Origin of the sequence: Moellerella wisconsensis ATCC 35017 (assembly GCF_001294465.1) — a bacterium.
Taxonomy (GTDB): domain Bacteria; phylum Pseudomonadota; class Gammaproteobacteria; order Enterobacterales; family Enterobacteriaceae; genus Moellerella; species Moellerella wisconsensis.
In genome coordinates this window covers 97,106-115,990 of sequence record NZ_LGAA01000022.1, presented here as the reverse complement: position 1 = coordinate 115,990, position 18,885 = coordinate 97,106, and the positions used below count along the sequence as shown (strand labels likewise).

Sequence of the window (18,885 nt, the reverse complement as noted above, 5' to 3'; positions counted from 1 at the left end):
ATTATTCTTGTTTTTTAGGTTATTTTAAGGTCGGATTTTCCGGCCTTTTTTATGTCTATTTTTATGCGTTTTCCCGCCAGATTCAATCCCTCTGATAATTCCCTTAAAAAATAACAAAACCATACGCAGCGATTACAACCAGCAATTTTCTCCTTATGTGATGATGTTAGCGACAGATAAAAACACATAATAAGGAACACTATGGGCACGATTACATTGGGGTTTAACCCGGCAGTCAACCAAACTGTGCGAGAGATGCAAAATAATAATCAGGCCTTGAATAAGGCGTTGACTCAATTAACTACAGGGAATCGAATTAATCATGCTGGAGACGATGCCGCCGGTTATACCATTGGCAGCAATATGCATAATAAAGTTCGCGGTATGCAGCGAGCAATACGTAATGCCAATGATGCTATTTCGGCATTTCAGGTATTGGGGGGATCGTTAAAAGGCTTAACTACCCGGGTAGCTCGATTACAAGAATTAGCTATTCAAGCGCAGAGTTCATTTAATAATATCGGCGATATTACCAATATTAATCAAGAAGTAAAAACCTTGCTGCGCGGGATCAATAGTGAAGCGCAGCAGAGCCACTTTAATGGTATTAATCTGATGCAGCAAGCGCGTGAGTTTAGCGTACAAATTGGTGACTCGGCCAATGACACGCTGACACTAGAGGTTCAGTCTATGACGACTCAGAGTTTGAAATTAGAGGATATCGAGTTTGCGCTATTTTCTGAGGCTGACCGTTATTATGACCAACAAGTTCTTCACGGTGTGGAGATTGCCGGAAACCATAGAACATCGGTGGATCCTTTGCTATCAGGTAATGCTACACCGCTTCACGATATTGATATTTCAGCGGGCTGGCCAGGCCCTAGAGGAACATATGATAGTAGTACCGGATTTGATATTTTGATTGCTAATGCATTGCCAGCTATGTCTGGGGAACTTATTTCATTAGAGCAACATTCAGGGCCGGTAGTAACCGATAAAATAGCCATTAAACACAGTTTAGGTAACGCTTATATTATGTTGGATTTGGCAACTAGCGTCGATAATGTAGGGGCGATACAGGTTGCCATTACCAGCACGGGGATTATTGATGGAGCGACGTTTAACGCTCAGTATCATCAAGCTGGAGCTATTAATTCGGTCGATGATTTAGACAGGCTAGTAAAGCCTGAAATACAGCGCTATGTAGATACTTTACCGATTGCTGATAGCCACATTAAATTACTGCCTAGTCGAATATTTCCTCATCTAACATTACCGGCAGGTGCTTCGTTTCGTCGTTTGGTCAATGCCGAGGGACAGGTTGAGGCTAATACGTTATTAATGGTGGTTAAAGACCCACATACGGCAGAGATAAAATTGTATGATGTTGAGGTTAACTCAGTGATGATTTTGCCGGGAAGTCAGCGGGATGTTCAGTTGCGAGTTATTGGGGAGCACGCGGATAAATTAACTGAATACGCACCAAAGAATTCGGCGGATAGCTGGTTAGTTCGTTTAAAACAGGCGTACGACCACATCAATGAAGTGAGTAGCTCGGTAGGGGCAACGATTACGGGACTGCATCAGAACATTGAAAGTTTAAGTACTAATATTGCCAATACCGCGGATGCGCATACTCGTATTGTGAAAGCGGATATTCTAGAAACATATTCCAGCGCTAGTCGGTATAAAATTCAACAGCAGGCGATCGCCCAAGCGATGCAAATGGCGAATAGTTTGACTGAGATTGCGCTACAGGCCATGCGCTAGGCTGTTTTGGCCAAGCGCGCGCTTGATAGCTTACAATATCGCTTCCTAATAGAGACGAATATCAGCGATGACTTAAAAGTTACAAGTAGCAATATCCTTTCTCTTAGTCGGAATAAATAGACATTTCACACGCTTATCAGCCCATTGCTCTGGGCTGTATTTCAGATAATGGTCTTACTTTTCTGAAAATACAGGTGCGTGTTTGTGAATGATGTTTATACCCAGGATGGGAAAATGGATAAAAATTTGCTATGGCAACGTTATTTACCGTTAGTTAGACATGAAGCACTGAAATTACAAGTCCGGTTACCCGCCAGTGTTGAACTGGATGATTTAATTCAGGCAGGTAGTATTGGCTTATTAAATGCGGTAGATCGCTTTGATGCACAGCAAGGCGCATCTTTTTCAACTTATGCGGTACAACGTATTAAAGGCTCGATGCTGGATGAACTACGTGCGCGAGATTGGGCACCAAGAAGCGTTCGGCGTCAGGCTCGTGAAGTCTCTAAGGGGATGCAATTACTGGAGCAACAACTCGGAAGAAATGCAACAGAACAAGAGGTTGCACAGCATTTACAGCTCGACTTAGCCGATTATCGACAAATCTTAACCGACACTAATAGTAGTCAGCTTTTTTCCTATGAAGAGTGGCATGAAAACTACGGTGAGAGCTGTGAACCTGTAATAGAGGTTGACGACGAGCAAAATCCACTTCAAACTCTAGTGGTCGCAGAAATTCGCCAAAGAGTGATAGACGCGATAGAATGCCTTCCGGAAAGGGAAAAAATGGTTCTAACCCTGTATTATCAGGAGGAACTAAACCTTAAAGAAATTGGCGCAGTACTTAATGTTGGGGAATCTCGCGTAAGTCAGCTACACAGTCAGGCAGTAAAAAGATTGCGAGCACGCCTAAATACAGAGCAGTAATATTATTTTTTCTTAATTTTAAGACTCACACACAGGGCTTTAATATCATGTCTGTTTCTAATGTAAAGAAGCGGCCGCTTAGCCGTTACATCAAAGATTTTAAACACAGCCAAACTTATTGTGCACATTGCCATAAAACACTCGACCGTATCTCGTTAGTTTTTGACGATAAAATTCTAAACAAAGATGCTATCGCCGAGATGACCGAGTTAGTCGATGAACAACAATGGAATGAGCTACAGGGAAAATTTACTGCATTATGTCGTTTTTGCAGCGAAATTTTCTGTAACAGCAATACTGATTATTTTGACATTATGTCATTTAAACAGTATTTGTTTGAGCAGACTGAAATGAGCCATAGCACCGTTCGTGAATATGTTGTTCGCCTACGCCGCTTAGATGAATTACTTTCTTCAACTAATTTCTCGATGAAAGAATTCACTGCCGATGTTATCCAGCAGCAACTCAGTGATAAATTAACTGAGTCAGCTTTCAGTAACTACAATATTGCGCTGCGTAAATATGAGCAATATTTAAATTGGCATACGAGCTCTAATTAATTTCATTGGATGTGTTATCTATACCGATGAATATTTAGAGGTCAAGGCAGCAGGTTAATCTCGATAAGTTAGTAATAATGCGTTGTTATTAATACTACTATTAGTCGTAAACTGTACACGCTGTCAATCACTGCGGCTAAACAGCATCAGAGTGATTAATAAAAAAGCGTCGATAAATGTTATCGACGCTTTTTTTATCTGCTCAGTAATTTATTTTGCATTTATTTTGTATCGTATCTGGCCATACTGTATAGCGCTCCTTGCTATCCATGATACCGATAAATATCAATATTGAGCTTATCATTAGATTAATTCGTTGATATCCAAGATTATTAATTCTGTGGATATCAACTTTGTAGATATTAATTGATAGATATCAAGCAATTTTTTATTGGCTTATCTATCCATGGTCAATCTATGATTACTTAGCACGTTAGCCACTTAGCCACTTAGCCACTTAGCCAATAGTCATTAAGCTGGCATTACCCCCGGCCGCAGCGGTGTTAACGCTTAGCGAACGTTCATGCACTAAGCGCTCTAATAATAGGTTAGTTTCCCCACGTTCAAACCCTTGCACCGAAATAATCGGCCCTTTACGCTGGGCAATCGTCTGACATACGGTTCTGAGCTGATCACTGTCTCCGTGATGGATCACCGCTTCAATAGCCAGTGGATCATCCTGCCATTGTTTAGTGAACTGAATAGTTTGACGCACTTGCTCAGGCAACTCACGCGCTATTTGTTGATGAATATCGGATGATGGCCACAGGCTTTGACAGCCGGCGGCTAATACAGCGGCAAGTTGAATTAAGATATCGTGGCGATTATCCGCTAGGCACAAGACCTGGCCTCGGGGCAATAACGAGTAGGTGTTTCGCTCACCAGTAGGTCCCGGTAATACCCGACAAGTACCGCTTTGTGACAAATGATTAAAAGTTTCTGTCACAGCAGCTAATTCATTATTTGCTTGCTCATTTAGCCATTGGCTAAAAGCATTGAACGGTGCTAACAACGTCGAACGCAAAGTGGCATCCATTGGCAATTCATTATCTTGACGTTCTAGTGTTTTGAGCAGTGCGTTTGCGGGACGCTCTGCCAATAAGCGATATAAATATAATGGACCACCCGCTTTAGGACCGGTACCGGATAATCCTTCGCCACCAAAAGGTTGCACGCCCACTACGGCTCCGACCATATTGCGATTAACGTATAAATTACCCACTTTGGCTTGCGCGACAATCTTAGCAATAGTTTCATCAATTCGAGTATGCACGCCTAGGGTTAATCCATAGCCCGCGGCATTAATTTGCTTGATGAGTGAGTCGAGATTTTCACTTTTATAACGTACAACATGCAATACAGGGCCAAAAATTTCTTGTTTTAGCTCGTCGAAAGAATCCAGTTCGATAAGTGTCGGTTTAACAAAAGTTCCATCCTGTTGCTCGGCTTGATCAGCACTATTGTCTAATGCTGCTTGGAAAATTACTTTGCCTTTATTGCGCATTTGTTGAATATGCTGCTCGATAACTTGTTTGGCTTGTGCGTCGATCACTGGGCCTATATCGGTGGATAAATGTTGTGGATCGGCCATGCGGCACTCTTCCATAGCGCCTCTTAACATTCTTAATGTGTGTTCAGCGATATCTTCTTGCACACACAGAATGCGCAGGGCAGAGCAGCGTTGGCCCGCGCTGTCAAAGGCGGAAGCCACCACATCGGTCACCACTTGCTCGGTTAATGCGGAGGAATCGACTATCATGGCGTTTAGCCCACCCGTTTCGGCAATTAATGGCGTTGGACGGCCATGTATATCTAAACGACCGGCAATATTACGTTGTAGCAAGCCAGCGACTTGGGTCGAGCCAGTAAACATCACGCCGCGCACCCGAGGATCGCCAACTAAGGTCGCGCCGACAGTTTCACCATCGCCGGGTAATAATTGCAATACATCACGCGGGATGCCGGCTTGATGCAACAATGAGACCGCCATGGCCGCCACTAATGGCGTTTGCTCAGCGGGTTTAGCCAACACAGTATTGCCAGCGGCTAATGCGGCTGCAATTTGGCCTGAGAAAATCGCGAGGGGAAAGTTCCACGGACTAATGCAGACTACCGGCCCTAATGGTCGGTGGGTGTTGTTATCAAAATCATCACGCACTTGCACGGCATAATAATTTAAGAAATCAACCGCTTCTCTAACTTCTGAAATTGCATTTTGATAAGTTTTTCCTGCTTCACGCACTAAAATCTCTAATAAGGGTTGGAGCTGTTGCTCCATTAATTGTGCGGCACGTAACAGCGAGGCGGCACGCTCTGAAGGCGGCGTCGCGAACCAAATCTCACTGGCTTGATGCGCCACGGTTAAGGCATGTTCAACTTCGGCCTCACTAGCTTCGCGCACGTGGCCAACAATATCTTGCTGCTGTGCTGGATTAATAACGGGTTTAGCTGCCGCGAGTGGTGTCTCTGAGTGCCAATTTCCGCCCAATAACGGCTCGGCTAGTTTGGGACTCATCGAGGCGGTCAGTAACGCGCTCGATAGGGAGGCGAGCCGGTGCTCATTGGATAAATCTAATCCTAATGAATTGACTCGGCGTGTACCGTACAGATCACGCGGCAGTGGAATTTTGGGGTGGGGTATTCCAATGTGGCCTTCGGTTTCAGCTAATGCTAGTACATCGCTAACTGGATCGGCGACTAATTCCTCTAACGGTAGGGTGTTATCAGCAATACGATTAACAAATGAGGTGTTAGCGCCGTTTTCCAATAAACGACGCACCAAGTAAGCTAACAGTGTTTCATGGGTGCCTACCGGTGCATAAATACGGCATGGGCGATTTAATTTACCGTCGGCGACTTTACCTACAACTTGCTCATATAATGGCTCGCCCATGCCATGTAGGCATTGGAATTCATATTGACCAGGATAATAATTCTGGCCTGCCAGTTGATAGATAGCCGATAACGTATGGGCGTTATGCGTGGCAAATTGAGGATAAATCAGATTTGGCGCAGCCAATAGCTTACGAGCACAGGCTAGATAAGACACGTCTGTATACACTTTGCGGGTATATACCGGGTAACCTTCCAAGCCGTCAACTTGAGCGCGTTTGATCTCGCTATCCCAATAGGCCCCTTTAACTAAGCGGATCATCAAGCGTCGGCGACTGCGTTGTGCTAAATCAATCAGGTAATCAATGACTAATGGACAGCGTTTTTGATAGGCTTGAATCACAAATCCAATACCATTCCAGCCATCGAGTTGCGGCTCAAAACACAGTTTTTCTAATAGATCGAGGGAGATCTCTAAGCGATCGGCTTCTTCGGCATCAATATTGATCCCGATATCATACTGGCGAGCTTGTAATGTCAGCGCTAATAGACGAGGGTACAGTTCACGCATTACTCGGTCATATTGCGCTCGGCTATAGCGCGGATGCAGAGCGGATAACTTGATTGAGATCCCTGGTCCTTCGTAAATTCCTCGGCCATTTGAGGCTTTGCCAATAGCATGAATAGCTTGTTGGTACGAGACTAAATAGGCTTGGGCATCTTCTTCGGTTAATGCCGCTTCACCCAGCATATCATAGGAATAACGAAAGCCTTTTTCTTCTAATTTACGGGCATTGGCTAGCGCTTGTGCGATGGTTTCGCCCGTCACAAATTGTTCACCCATTAATCGCATCGCCATATCGACCCCTTTACGCACTAGTGGCTCGCCACTTTTGCTGAGAATACGATTAAGTGATGAGGATAATTTGGCTTCATTATGGGTAGAAACTAATTTTCCTGTAAATAGCAGTCCCCAAGTTGCTGCATTAACAAACATCGATGCACTTTGCCCTAAATGCGATTGCCAATTTCCTCGACTAATTTTGTCGCGGATCAACGCATCGCGGGTGGCTTTATCTGGAATACGCAATAATGCTTCGGCTAAACACATTAGCGCGACGCCTTCTTGAGAGGAGAGCGGAAACTCCTGTAATAGCCCCTGAACTAATCCCGAACGACCTATACCATTTTTTTGATTGCGCAATTTTTCGGCAATTGAATAGGCCAGCTTATGCGCCGCATCCGCTTGCGGGGCAGGGAGCTGAGCTTGCTGTAATAACATTGGCACTGCTTGTGTTTCTGGGGGGCGATAAGCTGAGGTAATTGCAGAACGTTTAACCGACTGGGGTAAAATATGCTCAGCAAAGCTTAAAAACGGTTGGAATGTGGTTTCAGGAACAGAATTTTCTTCATCAGAACTGTCTTCTCTGCTATCTTTTTGGGCAGAAAGTTCAGGGATGATCTGTTCATTATCAAGGAATTCCAGATAGTTAAATATTGCCTGCTTAATTAACCAGTGTGGAGTTCGGTCAATACGCCGAGCAGCGGTTTTAATTCGCTCTCGAGTTGCTTCATCAAGTCTGACACCCATGGTTGTACTGCTCATCCCCGCTCCTTTCAACATTATGTCGACGAATTTACTTAGTTAGGTATCAATATCGATCATGTTGCAACATTGTGCAACTTTGTTAATGATAGTTAGCAAAGAAATGTGAATTAAGTCGTATTTTTTCTATCAATAAAATATATATATAATAAATTTCTCTATTATATATTTGATTTTATTTGTTTTATTCGGCGGTGTGTTGATTTTGTAAGTTAATCAATTGATGTAATCCACATAGTCAAAAAGTAATAAATGTGATTAACACGTCGTTTTTAAGATAAATATAAGTCAATTTCTTGTTAAATTATCAATTGAGTGTCTAGGATTGAGGCTATCTAAATTAATTAGATATTTTCTATAGTTATACATAAATAGCTAATTAGATCGCTAAATGTGCAACATAATTAAACAATTATGTACAACATTATTTATTGATAAAGTTAAAAATGAGGTTAAATTCAGGCTATAAACCCTACGATAACCTAGGTTAATAGCCTTGATGATGCGGGTAAAACGCTAAAAATTAGTAAAGATAAATTATTAACAATAGGCAAGGTAATTAGAGTTTCACAGCAATAACACGTGTAAAACACGGAAAGCAGTAACTTGCAAAATATAACAACGAAAATTCAATGGAGAAAACCGATGATTATAAGTACACCGATGATAGTGACATTTATCATCTATATTAGCTTTATGCTACTTATCGGCTATCTAGCGTACCGCTCAACCAACAGTTTTGATGATTATATCCTCGGTGGGCGAAGTCTAGGAAGCGTAGTAACCGCACTCTCTGCGGGAGCATCCGATATGAGTGGATGGTTATTAATGGGATTGCCAGGCGTGGTATTTTTGGCGGGTATTTCAGAAAGCTGGATTGCTATCGGTTTAAGCCTTGGAGCCTATTTTAACTGGTTATTTGTCGCAGGACGACTGCGTGTTCATACTGAAAAAAATAATAATGCGTTAACGTTGCCGGATTATTTTACTAGTCGCTTTGAAGACAATAGCAAGATACTGCGTATCATTTCAGCGCTAGTTATTTTAGTCTTTTTTACCATTTATTGTGCATCTGGCGTAGTTGCCGGTGGATTATTATTCCAAAGCACCTTCGATATGAGCTATGAAAAAGCCATGTGGCTCGGGGCGTTAGCAACGATTGCTTATACTTTCTTAGGCGGATTTTTAGCCGTAAGTTGGACTGATACAGTACAAGCGTCATTAATGATTTTTGCTTTAATCTTAACTCCAATTATGGTGATTATGTCGGTGGGCGGCTTTGAATCCTCGATTGCGATTATTGAAGCCAAAAATCCTGAATATTTAGATATGTTCAAAGGGCTTAATTTTGTGGCGATCATTTCATTGTTAGGCTGGGGTTTAGGTTACTTTGGGCAACCGCATATTTTAGCCCGATTTATGGCCGCGGATTCTCACCGTACTATTCGTAGTGCGCGTCGCATCAGTATGACATGGATGGTTTTATGTTTAATCGGCACCATTGCTGTAGGTTTCTTTGGTATCGCTTACTACGAAATGAACCCGCAACTCGCTGGGCCGGTTAATAGTAACAATGAACGTATCTTCATGGAATTAGCCACAGTATTATTTAATCCATGGATTGCCGGGATATTATTATCAGCGATTTTAGCGGCGGTAATGAGCACATTAAGCTGCCAGTTATTAGTCTGTTCCAGCGCATTAACTGAAGATTTATATAAGCCGTTCTTACGCAAAAATGCCAGTCAAAAAGAGCTAGTGTGGGTTGGTCGTGGCATGGTACTGCTAGTCTCTGCTATCGCTATTTATATTGCTCGAGACCCAGAAAACAAAGTCTTGGCCTTAGTTAGTAATGCTTGGGCCGGCTTTGGTGCTGCCTTTGGCCCGGTGGTCTTAATTTCAGTACTGTGGAAACGCATGACCCGAAGTGGCGCGTTGGCAGGTATGCTAGTAGGGGCGGGTACGGTCTTGGTTTGGGTGCAGTATAAATGGTTTGGATTATATGAAATTATTCCCGGCTTTATTCTAGCCTCAATCGCTATATTTGCAGTCAGCTTAGTGACTAGAGCTCCGAGTGCTCAAGCACAGCAACGTTTTGATGAAGCTGAAGCCGAGTATAAAACCCATTAGAATATTGTAGCTTGAAACAGTAATAAACTAAATTATATGGGGTCATTATGAAAATAGGCGCTGATTATCAGCGCCTATTTTTTTATCTATATCTTATCGCAGAGCGATTATGCTTTTTGTTTGCGGCGTTGTACCACTTTATAACCAATAAATAGCGCCACAAACCATAACGGGGTAGCTAATAATGCTTGGCGGGTATCTGGTTGTAAGGTCAACAAAATAATCATACAGACAAAGAACGCCAAACAGACCCATGACATCACTATTCCTGCCGGCATTTTATAGCGTGAAGCTTGATGCAGGTGCGGACGTTTTTTTCTAAATGCCAAATAACTGCAAATAATCATGCTCCAAATAAACATGAACAAGATAGCTGAAACCGTGGTTACCAAGGTAAACACATGCATCACATCTGGAATAAAATAGATTAAGATAATACCGCAACTCAGGCAGAGACAAGTAAAAATCAAGCCCGTTGCAGGTACTGCTTTACGTGATAATTGACTAAATTGTTTGGGGGCATCACCTTCTTTTGATAAACCAAACAACATACGGCTGGTGGAGAACACCCCACTGTTCGCTGATGATGCTGCCGCGGTTAATACCACAAAATTCACAATACTGGCCGCAGCAGGCAGGCTAATGAGCACGAACATCTCAACAAACGGGCTTTTATCCGCCAAGATGGTGCGCCAAGGCGTCACTGCCATAATTACAATGAGAGAAAGCACATAAAAAGTAATAATCCTGAAAGGGATAGCATTGATGGCTTTTGGTAAAGATTTTTCAGGATCACGGGTTTCCGCAGCGGCTGTTCCGACTAATTCAATCCCCACAAAAGCAAAAATAGCAATTTGAAAACCAGCAAAAAATCCGCTCAGCCCTTTAGGGAACATCCCTCCATCATTCCAGATATTTTCTAGCGCAGCAGTGTGTCCCGAAGGCGAAGTAAATGACATGCCTATTAGTGTGCCACCGATAACAATCAGTGAAACAATCGCTACAATTTTGATCATTGAGAACCAAAATTCCATCTCGCCAAATAACTTAACAGAGACTAAATTCAAAGTTAACAAGGTTAGCACGCAGATAAATGACGTCACCCATTCTGGAAAATTTGGTGCCCAATAGCTGACATAGGCGGTAATCGCCACAATATCTGCAATTCCGGTGATGACCCAGCAAAACCAATAGGTCCAGCCGACAAAAAAACCAGCCCACGGACCGATAAGATCAGCCGAAAAATCACTGAACGACTTATAGTTAAGATTTGAAAGCAATAATTCGCCCATTGCTCGCATCACAAAAAATAACATAAAGCCGATTATCATATAAACAAAGATAATCGAAGGTCCCGCTAGCGAGATGGTTTTACCTGATCCCATAAATAAGCCGGTACCAATCGCTCCGCCAATAGCAATTAATTGGATATGACGATTGCTAAGACTTCGCCGCAATTGATTTTTTTCTGCCACAGGGTGGCTAGTTGTCGCTTGATGATTGTCTGCCATATTCTGTCCGATGTTTTTATTGTTACTCGCTGTCACAGTGTTTTTTTATTGTTGTGACGGTGTTTGCGAAATTATTGTGACACAAATTGTAGTTCTAGTAATAAAAAGTTTGCTAATAGAGCTCGAAGTGACTATTACTTAACCTGTTGATGACAAAGCATTTACTTAGATGGTTTAGGATTAACCATATTAATAAAAATAGCAGAAAAATATTGACTGTACAGAATGAGAGGCGTTAAATAATACTTATCGGGTCGTTAGCTCAGCTGGTAGAGCAGTTGACTCTTAATCAATTGGTCGGGGGTTCGAACCCCCCACGACCCACCAATTTTAAGCTGTTAAATCAGTACATTAAGCCACTTTTAATGAAGTGGCTTTTTTTATTTTTATGAGTCATTGGCGACAAAATGGCGACAGGTTTTTTGCGTGCCCTAATTAGTTTGTGACATGTCACAATACATTTTATTTTTCAAAAATATGTCACGCTAATTTTTATAAATATCTTTATAGCTTATTTCAGTTTTTCATTTCTCCTAAACCCGCATAATTACTGACTCTTTGAAATTATGCGGTTAGTTTCGCGATCTAATCAATCCTACGACAAATAAAAATTATCGATATTTTTCATTGTGTTATGTTTTTAATGCGATCTATTCGGCGATCCAAAAGCTGAAATTTACTGAAAATCCTTTCACACATTTCAGTTTGTGATCCCTCGCAAGTCCCTAGGCGTGGAGCGGTCTGGCCATATGTTTTGTAGAATTTTAAAACTGAAATAATTTTATTGTACAGATTGTACAGATTGTGCAGATAAGGGCGATGTTGTGTATTTTACGAAGTGAAACCGTTTCTTTCATGGGCGCAGTGATTTATCAGCGCATGAGATTGATGTGATCCAAATAAATGATTGTTTGGTATGGCTTGTTGAGTTTGGCGATGATTTAGGAGAAAAATACGCGCTGAAAACGAAAGGTACTAGGTTTTCTTGAGATTCCCACCCTAGCATTACATGCAATAAAAAATTATTTATCAATGACTTACAGTATCACATATCGGCACTGGAACTATACGGAAATATCATCTAGCCCATTACCCTTATCTCTTAGCGATATAGATTAATGCTTATTAACAAGGCTAACAGCAATAACTCGAAGAGGATTTTAGTCCGGAATTTTTGCATTAGATAATTTATTCCGCGAAAGTGGGGTGAAAGACCAAGAGCAGAAAGATAAAAAATAGGGCAGCGTGCTGTCCTTTGCTCAGTTATCAGCTATCGCCTTTCTTACTAATTTAGTTAAAAAGCAGATCAATTCTACTTACTCCATAATGGTATTGGATATAATTAAGCGATCATTAGGTTAGATAGATAAATTTTCTGCTTGTACAATGCGTAATATTTCAGATGGTTATAGCGAATTTATTTTATAGAAAAGAGGTTAATATTTTATTACCTACCTCTTTGAAATAAGGCGATTTGGGATCCACCAGATCAAAGTGTCCAGCTCCATTGATAGTAAAATATTGACAATTTTCTTGTGCTTTTTCTTTATAGTTAGTGCTTATTTCGATGGGAACTTCACTATCCTTATTACCATGAAATAAAATAACTTCTCCATTCTTTATTGGCAACATATCTATAGGGGAGATATTTTTAGATATAAACTCTAGAGGAACACCATTTATTAGTTCTAGCACTGCATCGTTAGATAAGTGATATTTTTTTGCATATTCTAGATCTAATAATCCGGCTAATGATATTGCTTTCTTAATCGTAAACATCTTTTCATCATACAGAGGGCTCTCTTGAGTAATGCTTCCTCTGCTAAAAGCCCAAGTAGCTAGATGACCTCCTGCTGAGTGTCCAATTAAGACAGTGTTATTGAGGTCAATATTCTTGATATCAAATGACTCTATATTGTCAAGTACCTGTGGAATGCTATCTATACATGCGGACACATCAAGGAATGTATTAGGATATCCTCCACCGACGTCTCCAATTCTACGATACTCCATGTTGATACTTATGATCCCATTATTTTTTAACCACTCACAAAAGTAACTCATATAATCTAGAGTGTATTTGTTTCTCCAGTACCCGCCGTGAATCACGATAGCTATTGGTGCTTTTTTCCCTGCGATTTGTTTAGGTAACCTTAATTCAAAGTAGTTATTTTTATCTGGGCCGTAACTTACTTTGATGAAGTCTTTGGGCTCTACTTCTTTAAAAGTTGCTCCGTTAAGATTATTGTCAGCAGTCGGCTTACTTAATACTTTAAATGGTAATAACATGGAGGATGCTAGAATCGCTGACTTTAGCATGAAACTTCGTCTGTCCATTGTAAATCCTTTATAAGAATAGATGTTTGCAGTTGAAAGTGAACCAATAATAAAATAAATATTTCACCTAAGTCACTAAAAGATACTATTAAAGTTTTTATTTTAATAGTCAATAGTATTTAACTTTTGCTCTCTTTGATTCATTAGCACGGCCTTGGGCTGGGTAGCTATTTTTTCAGCAGATTGAGTCGCTCACTAGTCTATCTGGTTACTAGGATGAATATCGCCAATGACACTAAGCCTGAGACTCGTGCGCATAATTAATAGCTTACCTAGATGCTTTATCTAGGGAGTTTTCGTTTGCACGAATAAGTAATCGAGATTTATGTTCGCGCAATGTGTTACTAATAATAGAAATATCAGTGTCCATAATTAATGAGATAGCATACTTATTAATTTTGAATTTATTTAATTGATGTTTTAGGCTGATTTTAAATAATCTGTTGCATCATTAAACTCTTTGCACTTATTCCTAAATAAATTAAAACTATGCTCAATGGACGTATCACAAAAAATCGGGGTGCAGTCGATATCCCGTCTAATATGATTTTTATTACTATTCCAACTATCTTCTTTATTACAGGATTTATTATTAGTGCTAAGAGTTCATCTTGATATACTTCGCTTTAGGTTTATCATTATGAAAGTAAATCAATAGAGAAGGGCAAAGAAAATGAAAAGGAATGAGCTTGTAGACTATATTCAGAGTAATTATGGTGTCGCCGCAGAATATCTATGGGATAGATTTCCTAACTACATCATTTTCAGGCATAAAAATAACTCAAAATGGTTTGCTCTAATCATGGATGTTCCTTCTAAAAAACTGTATGAAGGTGGAACTGATGACATCGTTGATATTATAGACTTAAAGGTTCCCTCTGAATTAGTCGGTTCTTTGCGATTAAAAGAAAATATTTATCCTGCATATCATATGAATAAAGAGCATTGGATTACTATAAAGTTGGATAGTGACTTCCCTGAAAGTGAGCTTAAGGCATTGGTTGATGATAGTTATAAATTGACCACATAGTGCCTAATTTATTACCACAATCTAGCTTGTTCTTGGGCTTGTAACTCAGTTCACATATAGAGTCTTTTGATTGAGTCTTTTTTCGTTTCACTGATAGTATTAATGAATCTTAAGTTAAATTTATGGTGAGGATATGGAGCAGGCTAAAAATATAATTCTTATATCAGTATCAGTTGCAATATTGAGTCTACCTTTTTCTTTTCCTGCGTCAGCAAAAAATTGTAAAAAAGGAATACCTTGTGGTAATAGCTGCATTTCAGCTAGCAAAACTTGCCGTATAGGAACGGGCTATTCATCAAGTTCAAATACATATAAGCGTAATAATAACTCAAGCTTATCAAGTTTATATAGCCGCTCCAGCAACGACTCTAGCAAATACAAAAGTAAGGCATTAAAGGCATCATCTTTAGCTATAGCAGGGGCATCGATAACATCTGTTGTCGCCGCGTCATCATCTGATTTAATAAAATACAGATGCTCATATGCCAAAGCGGCAATAAAAAACGGTGTTGTAGGAGAAATGAGAGATTTCTCGCTGGCTAATGTAGAGGTTAATGGAGATATTTTTAAAGCTAATAGGCCTGATAAGACAACAATAACCAGCCCTGCAATGAAAAAGAAAAATGGTAATCTATTTATTGAAACTAAAGGTAAAATCGCTTATGTGATGGCAGACACAAGAAATGATTTTGCAGTCTCTGATGGTGAAAAGCAGATAACTGAGCAATGGACTGAATGCAGATAATGTGCCGAGACTGCGCCACTTCCCTCGTTATGATGACGATTTCGTGGCGTTCTTCACAACTATATCAATGCAATCAGAGCGTCTGACCGAGAATTTCCGGAATAACTGCATTTTATTTTCTCTAGATCAGCACACACTTAATACGCCAAAAGCACGCTAACTATTAGTGATATATTATCTTTAGAGCGTTCGTGTTGATCATCTTAATTGCATGATTTTATTAGATATATTATTCAGTCGAATTGCCAATAAGGGGGGGCGCCATAAACCTCCAGAAAGTAGTCAATAACCGCTCTAACATTCAGAGGGGGATGACGGGCATTTGGATAAATCGCAGCAATATGCTGTGGCTCTGTTTTTATGGCAGCGTCAAGATTGGGCATAATTCTGACCAGTTTCCCTTTATCAATGCTGTCTCCTATCAGCCAGTCCGGGAAGAGCACCATCCCCATTCCACCTAAAGCAGCAGTAAGAAGCGTTTCTGCATTGTTAGAAATCAATAATGCAGAAACCGGATAATGAATCCAGTTATCATTTTGTTCTCTGAATAGCCATCGATTAGGGCCGGATGAGCCCGCATAAACCAGACATTTATGCTGTGCTAAATCTGAAGGGATAACTGGCATTCCCCACTTTTGAATGTATTTAGGAGACGCAACAAGATGGTAGCGCTGAGTACAGAAGATGCGTGCGTGAAAAGATGAGTCGGTAAGTGTTCCAATACGAAAAATAATATCTGAAGCATCACGGTGGGGATCGATATAGTCATCTGTCTGCGCCAACTTGATCAATAGCTTAGGGTAGCGCTCGGATAGGCCAGTCAACCAGGGCGCAATATGCCGTTGGCCAAAAAAAACCGGCGCATTGATTCTTACCAACCCTGAAGGTTCAAGAGATCTGTCTTGAAGTTCTTTTCTTGCCTCGCTGAGCTGCTCACTCATTATTCGGGCATATCCTACGAATAATCGTCCAGCTTCGGTCGGAATGACAGAGCGAGTATTACGGTAGAATAGCTGCTGTCCGAGAGTATCTTCCAATTGCAGAATCACTCGCGACACCATCGACGCAGACACTCCCTCTCGCCTGGCAACCTCAGAAAAACTCTGTGAATCAAAAACTTCTATAAAAAACAATAAGCTACGAAAGTTTATTGAACTGACATCATACATTATCTCGATTCCTGCAAAAGTGTTTCATGAATTATACTGTTTTTCATTACTCTGAGCATCTTTATCATCTGTCTCCTAAACCAAGTTGGAGACTGTTTTATGCCGCTTTTATTTATATTACTCGTCGTTGCTGGCGGGATGGGATTATCCGTTGAAGCTGGTTTATTAGGACCACTAGGCGAGGAAGTTGGAGATTTATGGGCCACATTTAGCATTTTTGGTGTCGGTGCTGCGCTGACATTCATGCTGATGCTTTTCTTCAGCCCGCGTAATAGCCCCTCTTTTTTCTCGCAACCGGCATGGACATTAGTAGGCGGTATTCTTGGACCGATATATGTGGTGATCCTCACTATTGCGGTTCCCAGTATTGGTATTGCAATGACCATGATCGGCATTCTTGCAGGCCAGGTATTTAAAAGTCTGGTGATTGACCACTATGGACTTTTTGGCACCGCTCATCGCAAAATTGATCGTAAAAGAGTCATTGCGCTTATTTTTATTGTTGCTGCTCTGGCTTTAGTGGCAAAAGATTGAGGTAAAACTATGAATATTTTGATGATTATTCTTGCCGTGGTAGGTGGAGCCGTGCTGAGCATGCAGGCTGCAATAGGTGGAAAGTTGGGTAGCAATGTCGGTGTATTCCGAAGTGCATTCCTGACCTTTTCTACTGGTGCATTAGTTACCGCTCTGTTGATCTTTTTCTTTGAGCCAAAGCATGCACTTACACTGCTGGATGTTCCAAAATGGCAGTTACTGGGGGCTCTTTGTGGTGTGCCTTATATCGTTATTATGGTGATCGCAGTCCAACGAATCGGTTCAGCTGTAGCTACTGTTGCGGTTATTTTTGGGCAACTGACAATGAGTATGCTGATCGATAACTTCGGTTGGTTAGGAAACGAAGTCATTCACTTCTCGTCAACACGACTAGGAGCAGTCATATGTTTAGGTATTGCACTGTTCTTTATCTACTCGAGCAGTAAATCTAAAACAGCGCCCGTGGAGAAGTCATTGAAGAAAGCTATCGTACGCGAGTGATGTAAGCGACTGAGAAAACAGCCGTGAGTTAGGCGCTATTGCATCACTCTAATTACCGAGAAAACTCTTTCGCTGAATAACATTACTGTCATGCTTGCATTTATCACGGAACCTCAAGCGTACACATTTAAAAATTTAGCCTAAGCTCACTAAGCCGTAAATAGTGAGTTTGCAGAATTAGAAAATAGTACGCCGGTAGATAAACCTCGCAGGGCGTTGGAGCGACGTGCGGGTATTTATGCCCGGGCTCTATTTATAATTAAAAGCAAGCTGAAGCTAAGGCGTATGCGTGAGAGAAGACAGAAAGTTGGAAGGTAAAAAAGCTTAGGGCTCTTTTTGGGCGAGATAACGAATGCCACGCCTATGATGAACTGTACCGAAATAGTGATGCGTAGATGAGATAGATGGGAATTTTGATATCTTAATATCACTCTATTTTAGAGAAAATAAACTGGATGCACAGTATGATTTTTTAATTATCTTTTTGTGCGAGATTTCAATACTGACGTTAGAACAATCTGTCAGATTTATGTCAATTTTGTTAAGCTGATCACATAAATTAAAGTCTATGATATTGGTTCAACTTAAGGTGATTAGCTTATGAATATATTATTAATAAATGGTGGGCATCAATTTGGTCACTCCGGTGGACAATTAAACAGAACATTGCATGAAACGGCGTGTAATCAGTTAGCCGAGTTAGGTCATACCATTAAAACGACAGATATTGAGCATGGTTATCAAGTTGAGGAAGAAGTTGAAAAATTTCTATGGGCCGAGGCGATAATTTATCAAATGCCGGGCTGGTGGATGATGATGCCGTGGCAAGTTAAAAAATATATGGACGAGGTTTATACGGCAGGTCATTCTAAGTTATATGAAAGTGATGGACGAACCCGTAAAGATCCAACGAAGCAATATGGAAGTGGTGGTTTATTGCAAGGTCGAAAATATCTGCTTTCAGTTACCTGGAACGCACCTGAAGCTGCCTTTAATGATGCTGATAATTTCTTTGAAGGGAAGGGAGTCGATGGTGTTTATTTTCCATTCCATAAATCACAACAGTTTTTAGGAATGACGAGTCTGCCCTCGTTTATGGTTAATGATGTGATTAAACAGCCACAGGTTGACCAGTTTATTGCTGATTATAAACAGCATCTTATTCGAGAGTTTAGCGCCGCTTAATGCCGCTTACTATAGATACTTACTATAGATACTTACTATAGCTGTTCA

General features: G+C 40.8%; 13 protein-coding genes and 1 tRNA gene. 10 read left to right on the top strand and 4 right to left on the bottom strand.

Annotated features, from left to right (window positions below; genetic code table 11):
• The first annotated feature begins 201 nt into the window (after window positions 1-201).
• The 3 genes from M992_RS11520 to fliZ all read left to right on the top strand — a co-directional run bounded on the left by M992_RS11520 (window position 202) and on the right by fliZ (window position 3,257).
• On the top strand, window positions 202-1,770 hold the full coding sequence (locus M992_RS11520) for a flagellin N-terminal helical domain-containing protein (protein WP_053908736.1): 1,569 nt from the start codon (window positions 202-204) through the stop codon (window positions 1,768-1,770).
• 204 nt (window positions 1,771-1,974) lie between these two features.
• Window positions 1,975-2,697, top strand: coding sequence for an RNA polymerase sigma factor FliA (locus M992_RS11515; RefSeq protein WP_053908735.1), 723 nt, complete (start codon window positions 1,975-1,977; stop codon window positions 2,695-2,697).
• Window positions 2,698-2,744: 47 nt separating this feature from the next.
• On the top strand, window positions 2,745-3,257 hold the full coding sequence (fliZ, locus tag M992_RS11510) for a flagella biosynthesis regulatory protein FliZ (protein WP_053908734.1): 513 nt from the start codon (window positions 2,745-2,747) through the stop codon (window positions 3,255-3,257).
• A gap of 457 nt (window positions 3,258-3,714) precedes the next feature.
• Here fliZ and putA read toward each other — a convergent pair whose 3' ends face one another.
• A complete protein-coding gene (gene putA / locus M992_RS11505; RefSeq protein WP_053908733.1) occupies window positions 3,715-7,695 on the bottom strand; it encodes a trifunctional transcriptional regulator/proline dehydrogenase/L-glutamate gamma-semialdehyde dehydrogenase in 3,981 nt (1,326 codons plus the stop codon).
• A 645-nt stretch (window positions 7,696-8,340) separates the two neighbouring features.
• Here putA and putP point away from each other — a divergent pair.
• Window positions 8,341-9,825 (top strand): sodium/proline symporter PutP, encoded by a 1,485-nt coding sequence (gene putP, locus M992_RS11500; protein WP_053908732.1) that lies wholly within the window; start codon window positions 8,341-8,343, stop codon window positions 9,823-9,825.
• 107 nt (window positions 9,826-9,932) lie between these two features.
• On the opposite strand, the gene cycA is transcribed toward putP, so the two are convergent.
• On the bottom strand, window positions 9,933-11,336 hold the full coding sequence (cycA, locus tag M992_RS11495) for a D-serine/D-alanine/glycine transporter (protein WP_053908731.1): 1,404 nt from the start codon (window positions 11,334-11,336) through the stop codon (window positions 9,933-9,935).
• A gap of 251 nt (window positions 11,337-11,587) precedes the next feature.
• Between cycA and M992_RS11490 the strand changes: the two genes are divergently transcribed.
• Window positions 11,588-11,663: transfer RNA gene (locus tag M992_RS11490), tRNA-Lys, on the top strand.
• Between the two features lie 1,095 nt (window positions 11,664-12,758).
• Here M992_RS11490 and M992_RS11485 read toward each other — a convergent pair.
• Window positions 12,759-13,673, bottom strand: coding sequence for an alpha/beta hydrolase (locus M992_RS11485; RefSeq protein ID WP_053908730.1), 915 nt, complete (start codon window positions 13,671-13,673; stop codon window positions 12,759-12,761).
• Window positions 13,674-14,346: 673 nt separating this feature from the next.
• Between M992_RS11485 and M992_RS11480 the strand changes: the two genes are divergently transcribed.
• Entirely contained in the window at window positions 14,347-14,703 is a 357-nt protein-coding gene (locus tag M992_RS11480) for an MmcQ/YjbR family DNA-binding protein (RefSeq protein WP_053908729.1), read from the top strand.
• A gap of 133 nt (window positions 14,704-14,836) precedes the next feature.
• A complete protein-coding gene (locus M992_RS15100; protein ID WP_134473703.1) occupies window positions 14,837-15,448 on the top strand; it encodes a hypothetical protein in 612 nt (203 codons plus the stop codon).
• A 233-nt stretch (window positions 15,449-15,681) separates the two neighbouring features.
• Here M992_RS15100 and M992_RS11465 read toward each other — a convergent pair whose 3' ends face one another.
• Window positions 15,682-16,617, bottom strand: coding sequence for a LysR family transcriptional regulator (locus M992_RS11465; RefSeq protein ID WP_053908726.1), 936 nt, complete (start codon window positions 16,615-16,617; stop codon window positions 15,682-15,684).
• 99 nt (window positions 16,618-16,716) lie between these two features.
• On the opposite strand from M992_RS11465, the gene M992_RS11460 reads away from it, so the two are divergent.
• The 3 genes from M992_RS11460 to M992_RS11450 all read left to right on the top strand — a co-directional run bounded on the left by M992_RS11460 (window position 16,717) and on the right by M992_RS11450 (window position 18,837).
• Entirely contained in the window at window positions 16,717-17,151 is a 435-nt protein-coding gene (locus tag M992_RS11460; protein ID WP_053908725.1) for a DMT family transporter, read from the top strand.
• A 9-nt stretch (window positions 17,152-17,160) separates the two neighbouring features.
• Entirely contained in the window at window positions 17,161-17,652 is a 492-nt protein-coding gene (locus tag M992_RS11455; RefSeq protein ID WP_053908724.1) for a DMT family transporter, read from the top strand.
• 600 nt (window positions 17,653-18,252) lie between these two features.
• On the top strand, window positions 18,253-18,837 hold the full coding sequence (locus tag M992_RS11450) for an NAD(P)H-dependent oxidoreductase (RefSeq protein WP_053908723.1): 585 nt from the start codon (window positions 18,253-18,255) through the stop codon (window positions 18,835-18,837).
• Window positions 18,838-18,885: the final 48 nt, after the last annotated feature.

Coding starts and splice junctions, on each gene's coding strand:
- M992_RS11520 (WP_053908736.1), top strand. CDS start 202: ATGGGCACGATTACATTGGGGTTTAACCCGGCAGTCAACCAAACTGTG.
- fliZ (WP_053908734.1), top strand. CDS start 2,745: ATGTCTGTTTCTAATGTAAAGAAGCGGCCGCTTAGCCGTTACATCAAA.
- putA (WP_053908733.1), bottom strand. CDS start 7,695: ATGAGCAGTACAACCATGGGTGTCAGACTTGATGAAGCAACTCGAGAG.
- putP (WP_053908732.1), top strand. CDS start 8,341: ATGATTATAAGTACACCGATGATAGTGACATTTATCATCTATATTAGC.
- cycA (WP_053908731.1), bottom strand. CDS start 11,336: ATGGCAGACAATCATCAAGCGACAACTAGCCACCCTGTGGCAGAAAAA.
- M992_RS11485 (WP_053908730.1), bottom strand. CDS start 13,673: ATGGACAGACGAAGTTTCATGCTAAAGTCAGCGATTCTAGCATCCTCC.
- M992_RS11480 (WP_053908729.1), top strand. CDS start 14,347: ATGAAAAGGAATGAGCTTGTAGACTATATTCAGAGTAATTATGGTGTC.
- M992_RS15100 (WP_134473703.1), top strand. CDS start 14,837: ATGGAGCAGGCTAAAAATATAATTCTTATATCAGTATCAGTTGCAATA.
- M992_RS11465 (WP_053908726.1), bottom strand. CDS start 16,617: ATGTATGATGTCAGTTCAATAAACTTTCGTAGCTTATTGTTTTTTATA.
- M992_RS11460 (WP_053908725.1), top strand. CDS start 16,717: ATGCCGCTTTTATTTATATTACTCGTCGTTGCTGGCGGGATGGGATTA.
- M992_RS11455 (WP_053908724.1), top strand. CDS start 17,161: ATGAATATTTTGATGATTATTCTTGCCGTGGTAGGTGGAGCCGTGCTG.
- M992_RS11450 (WP_053908723.1), top strand. CDS start 18,253: ATGAATATATTATTAATAAATGGTGGGCATCAATTTGGTCACTCCGGT.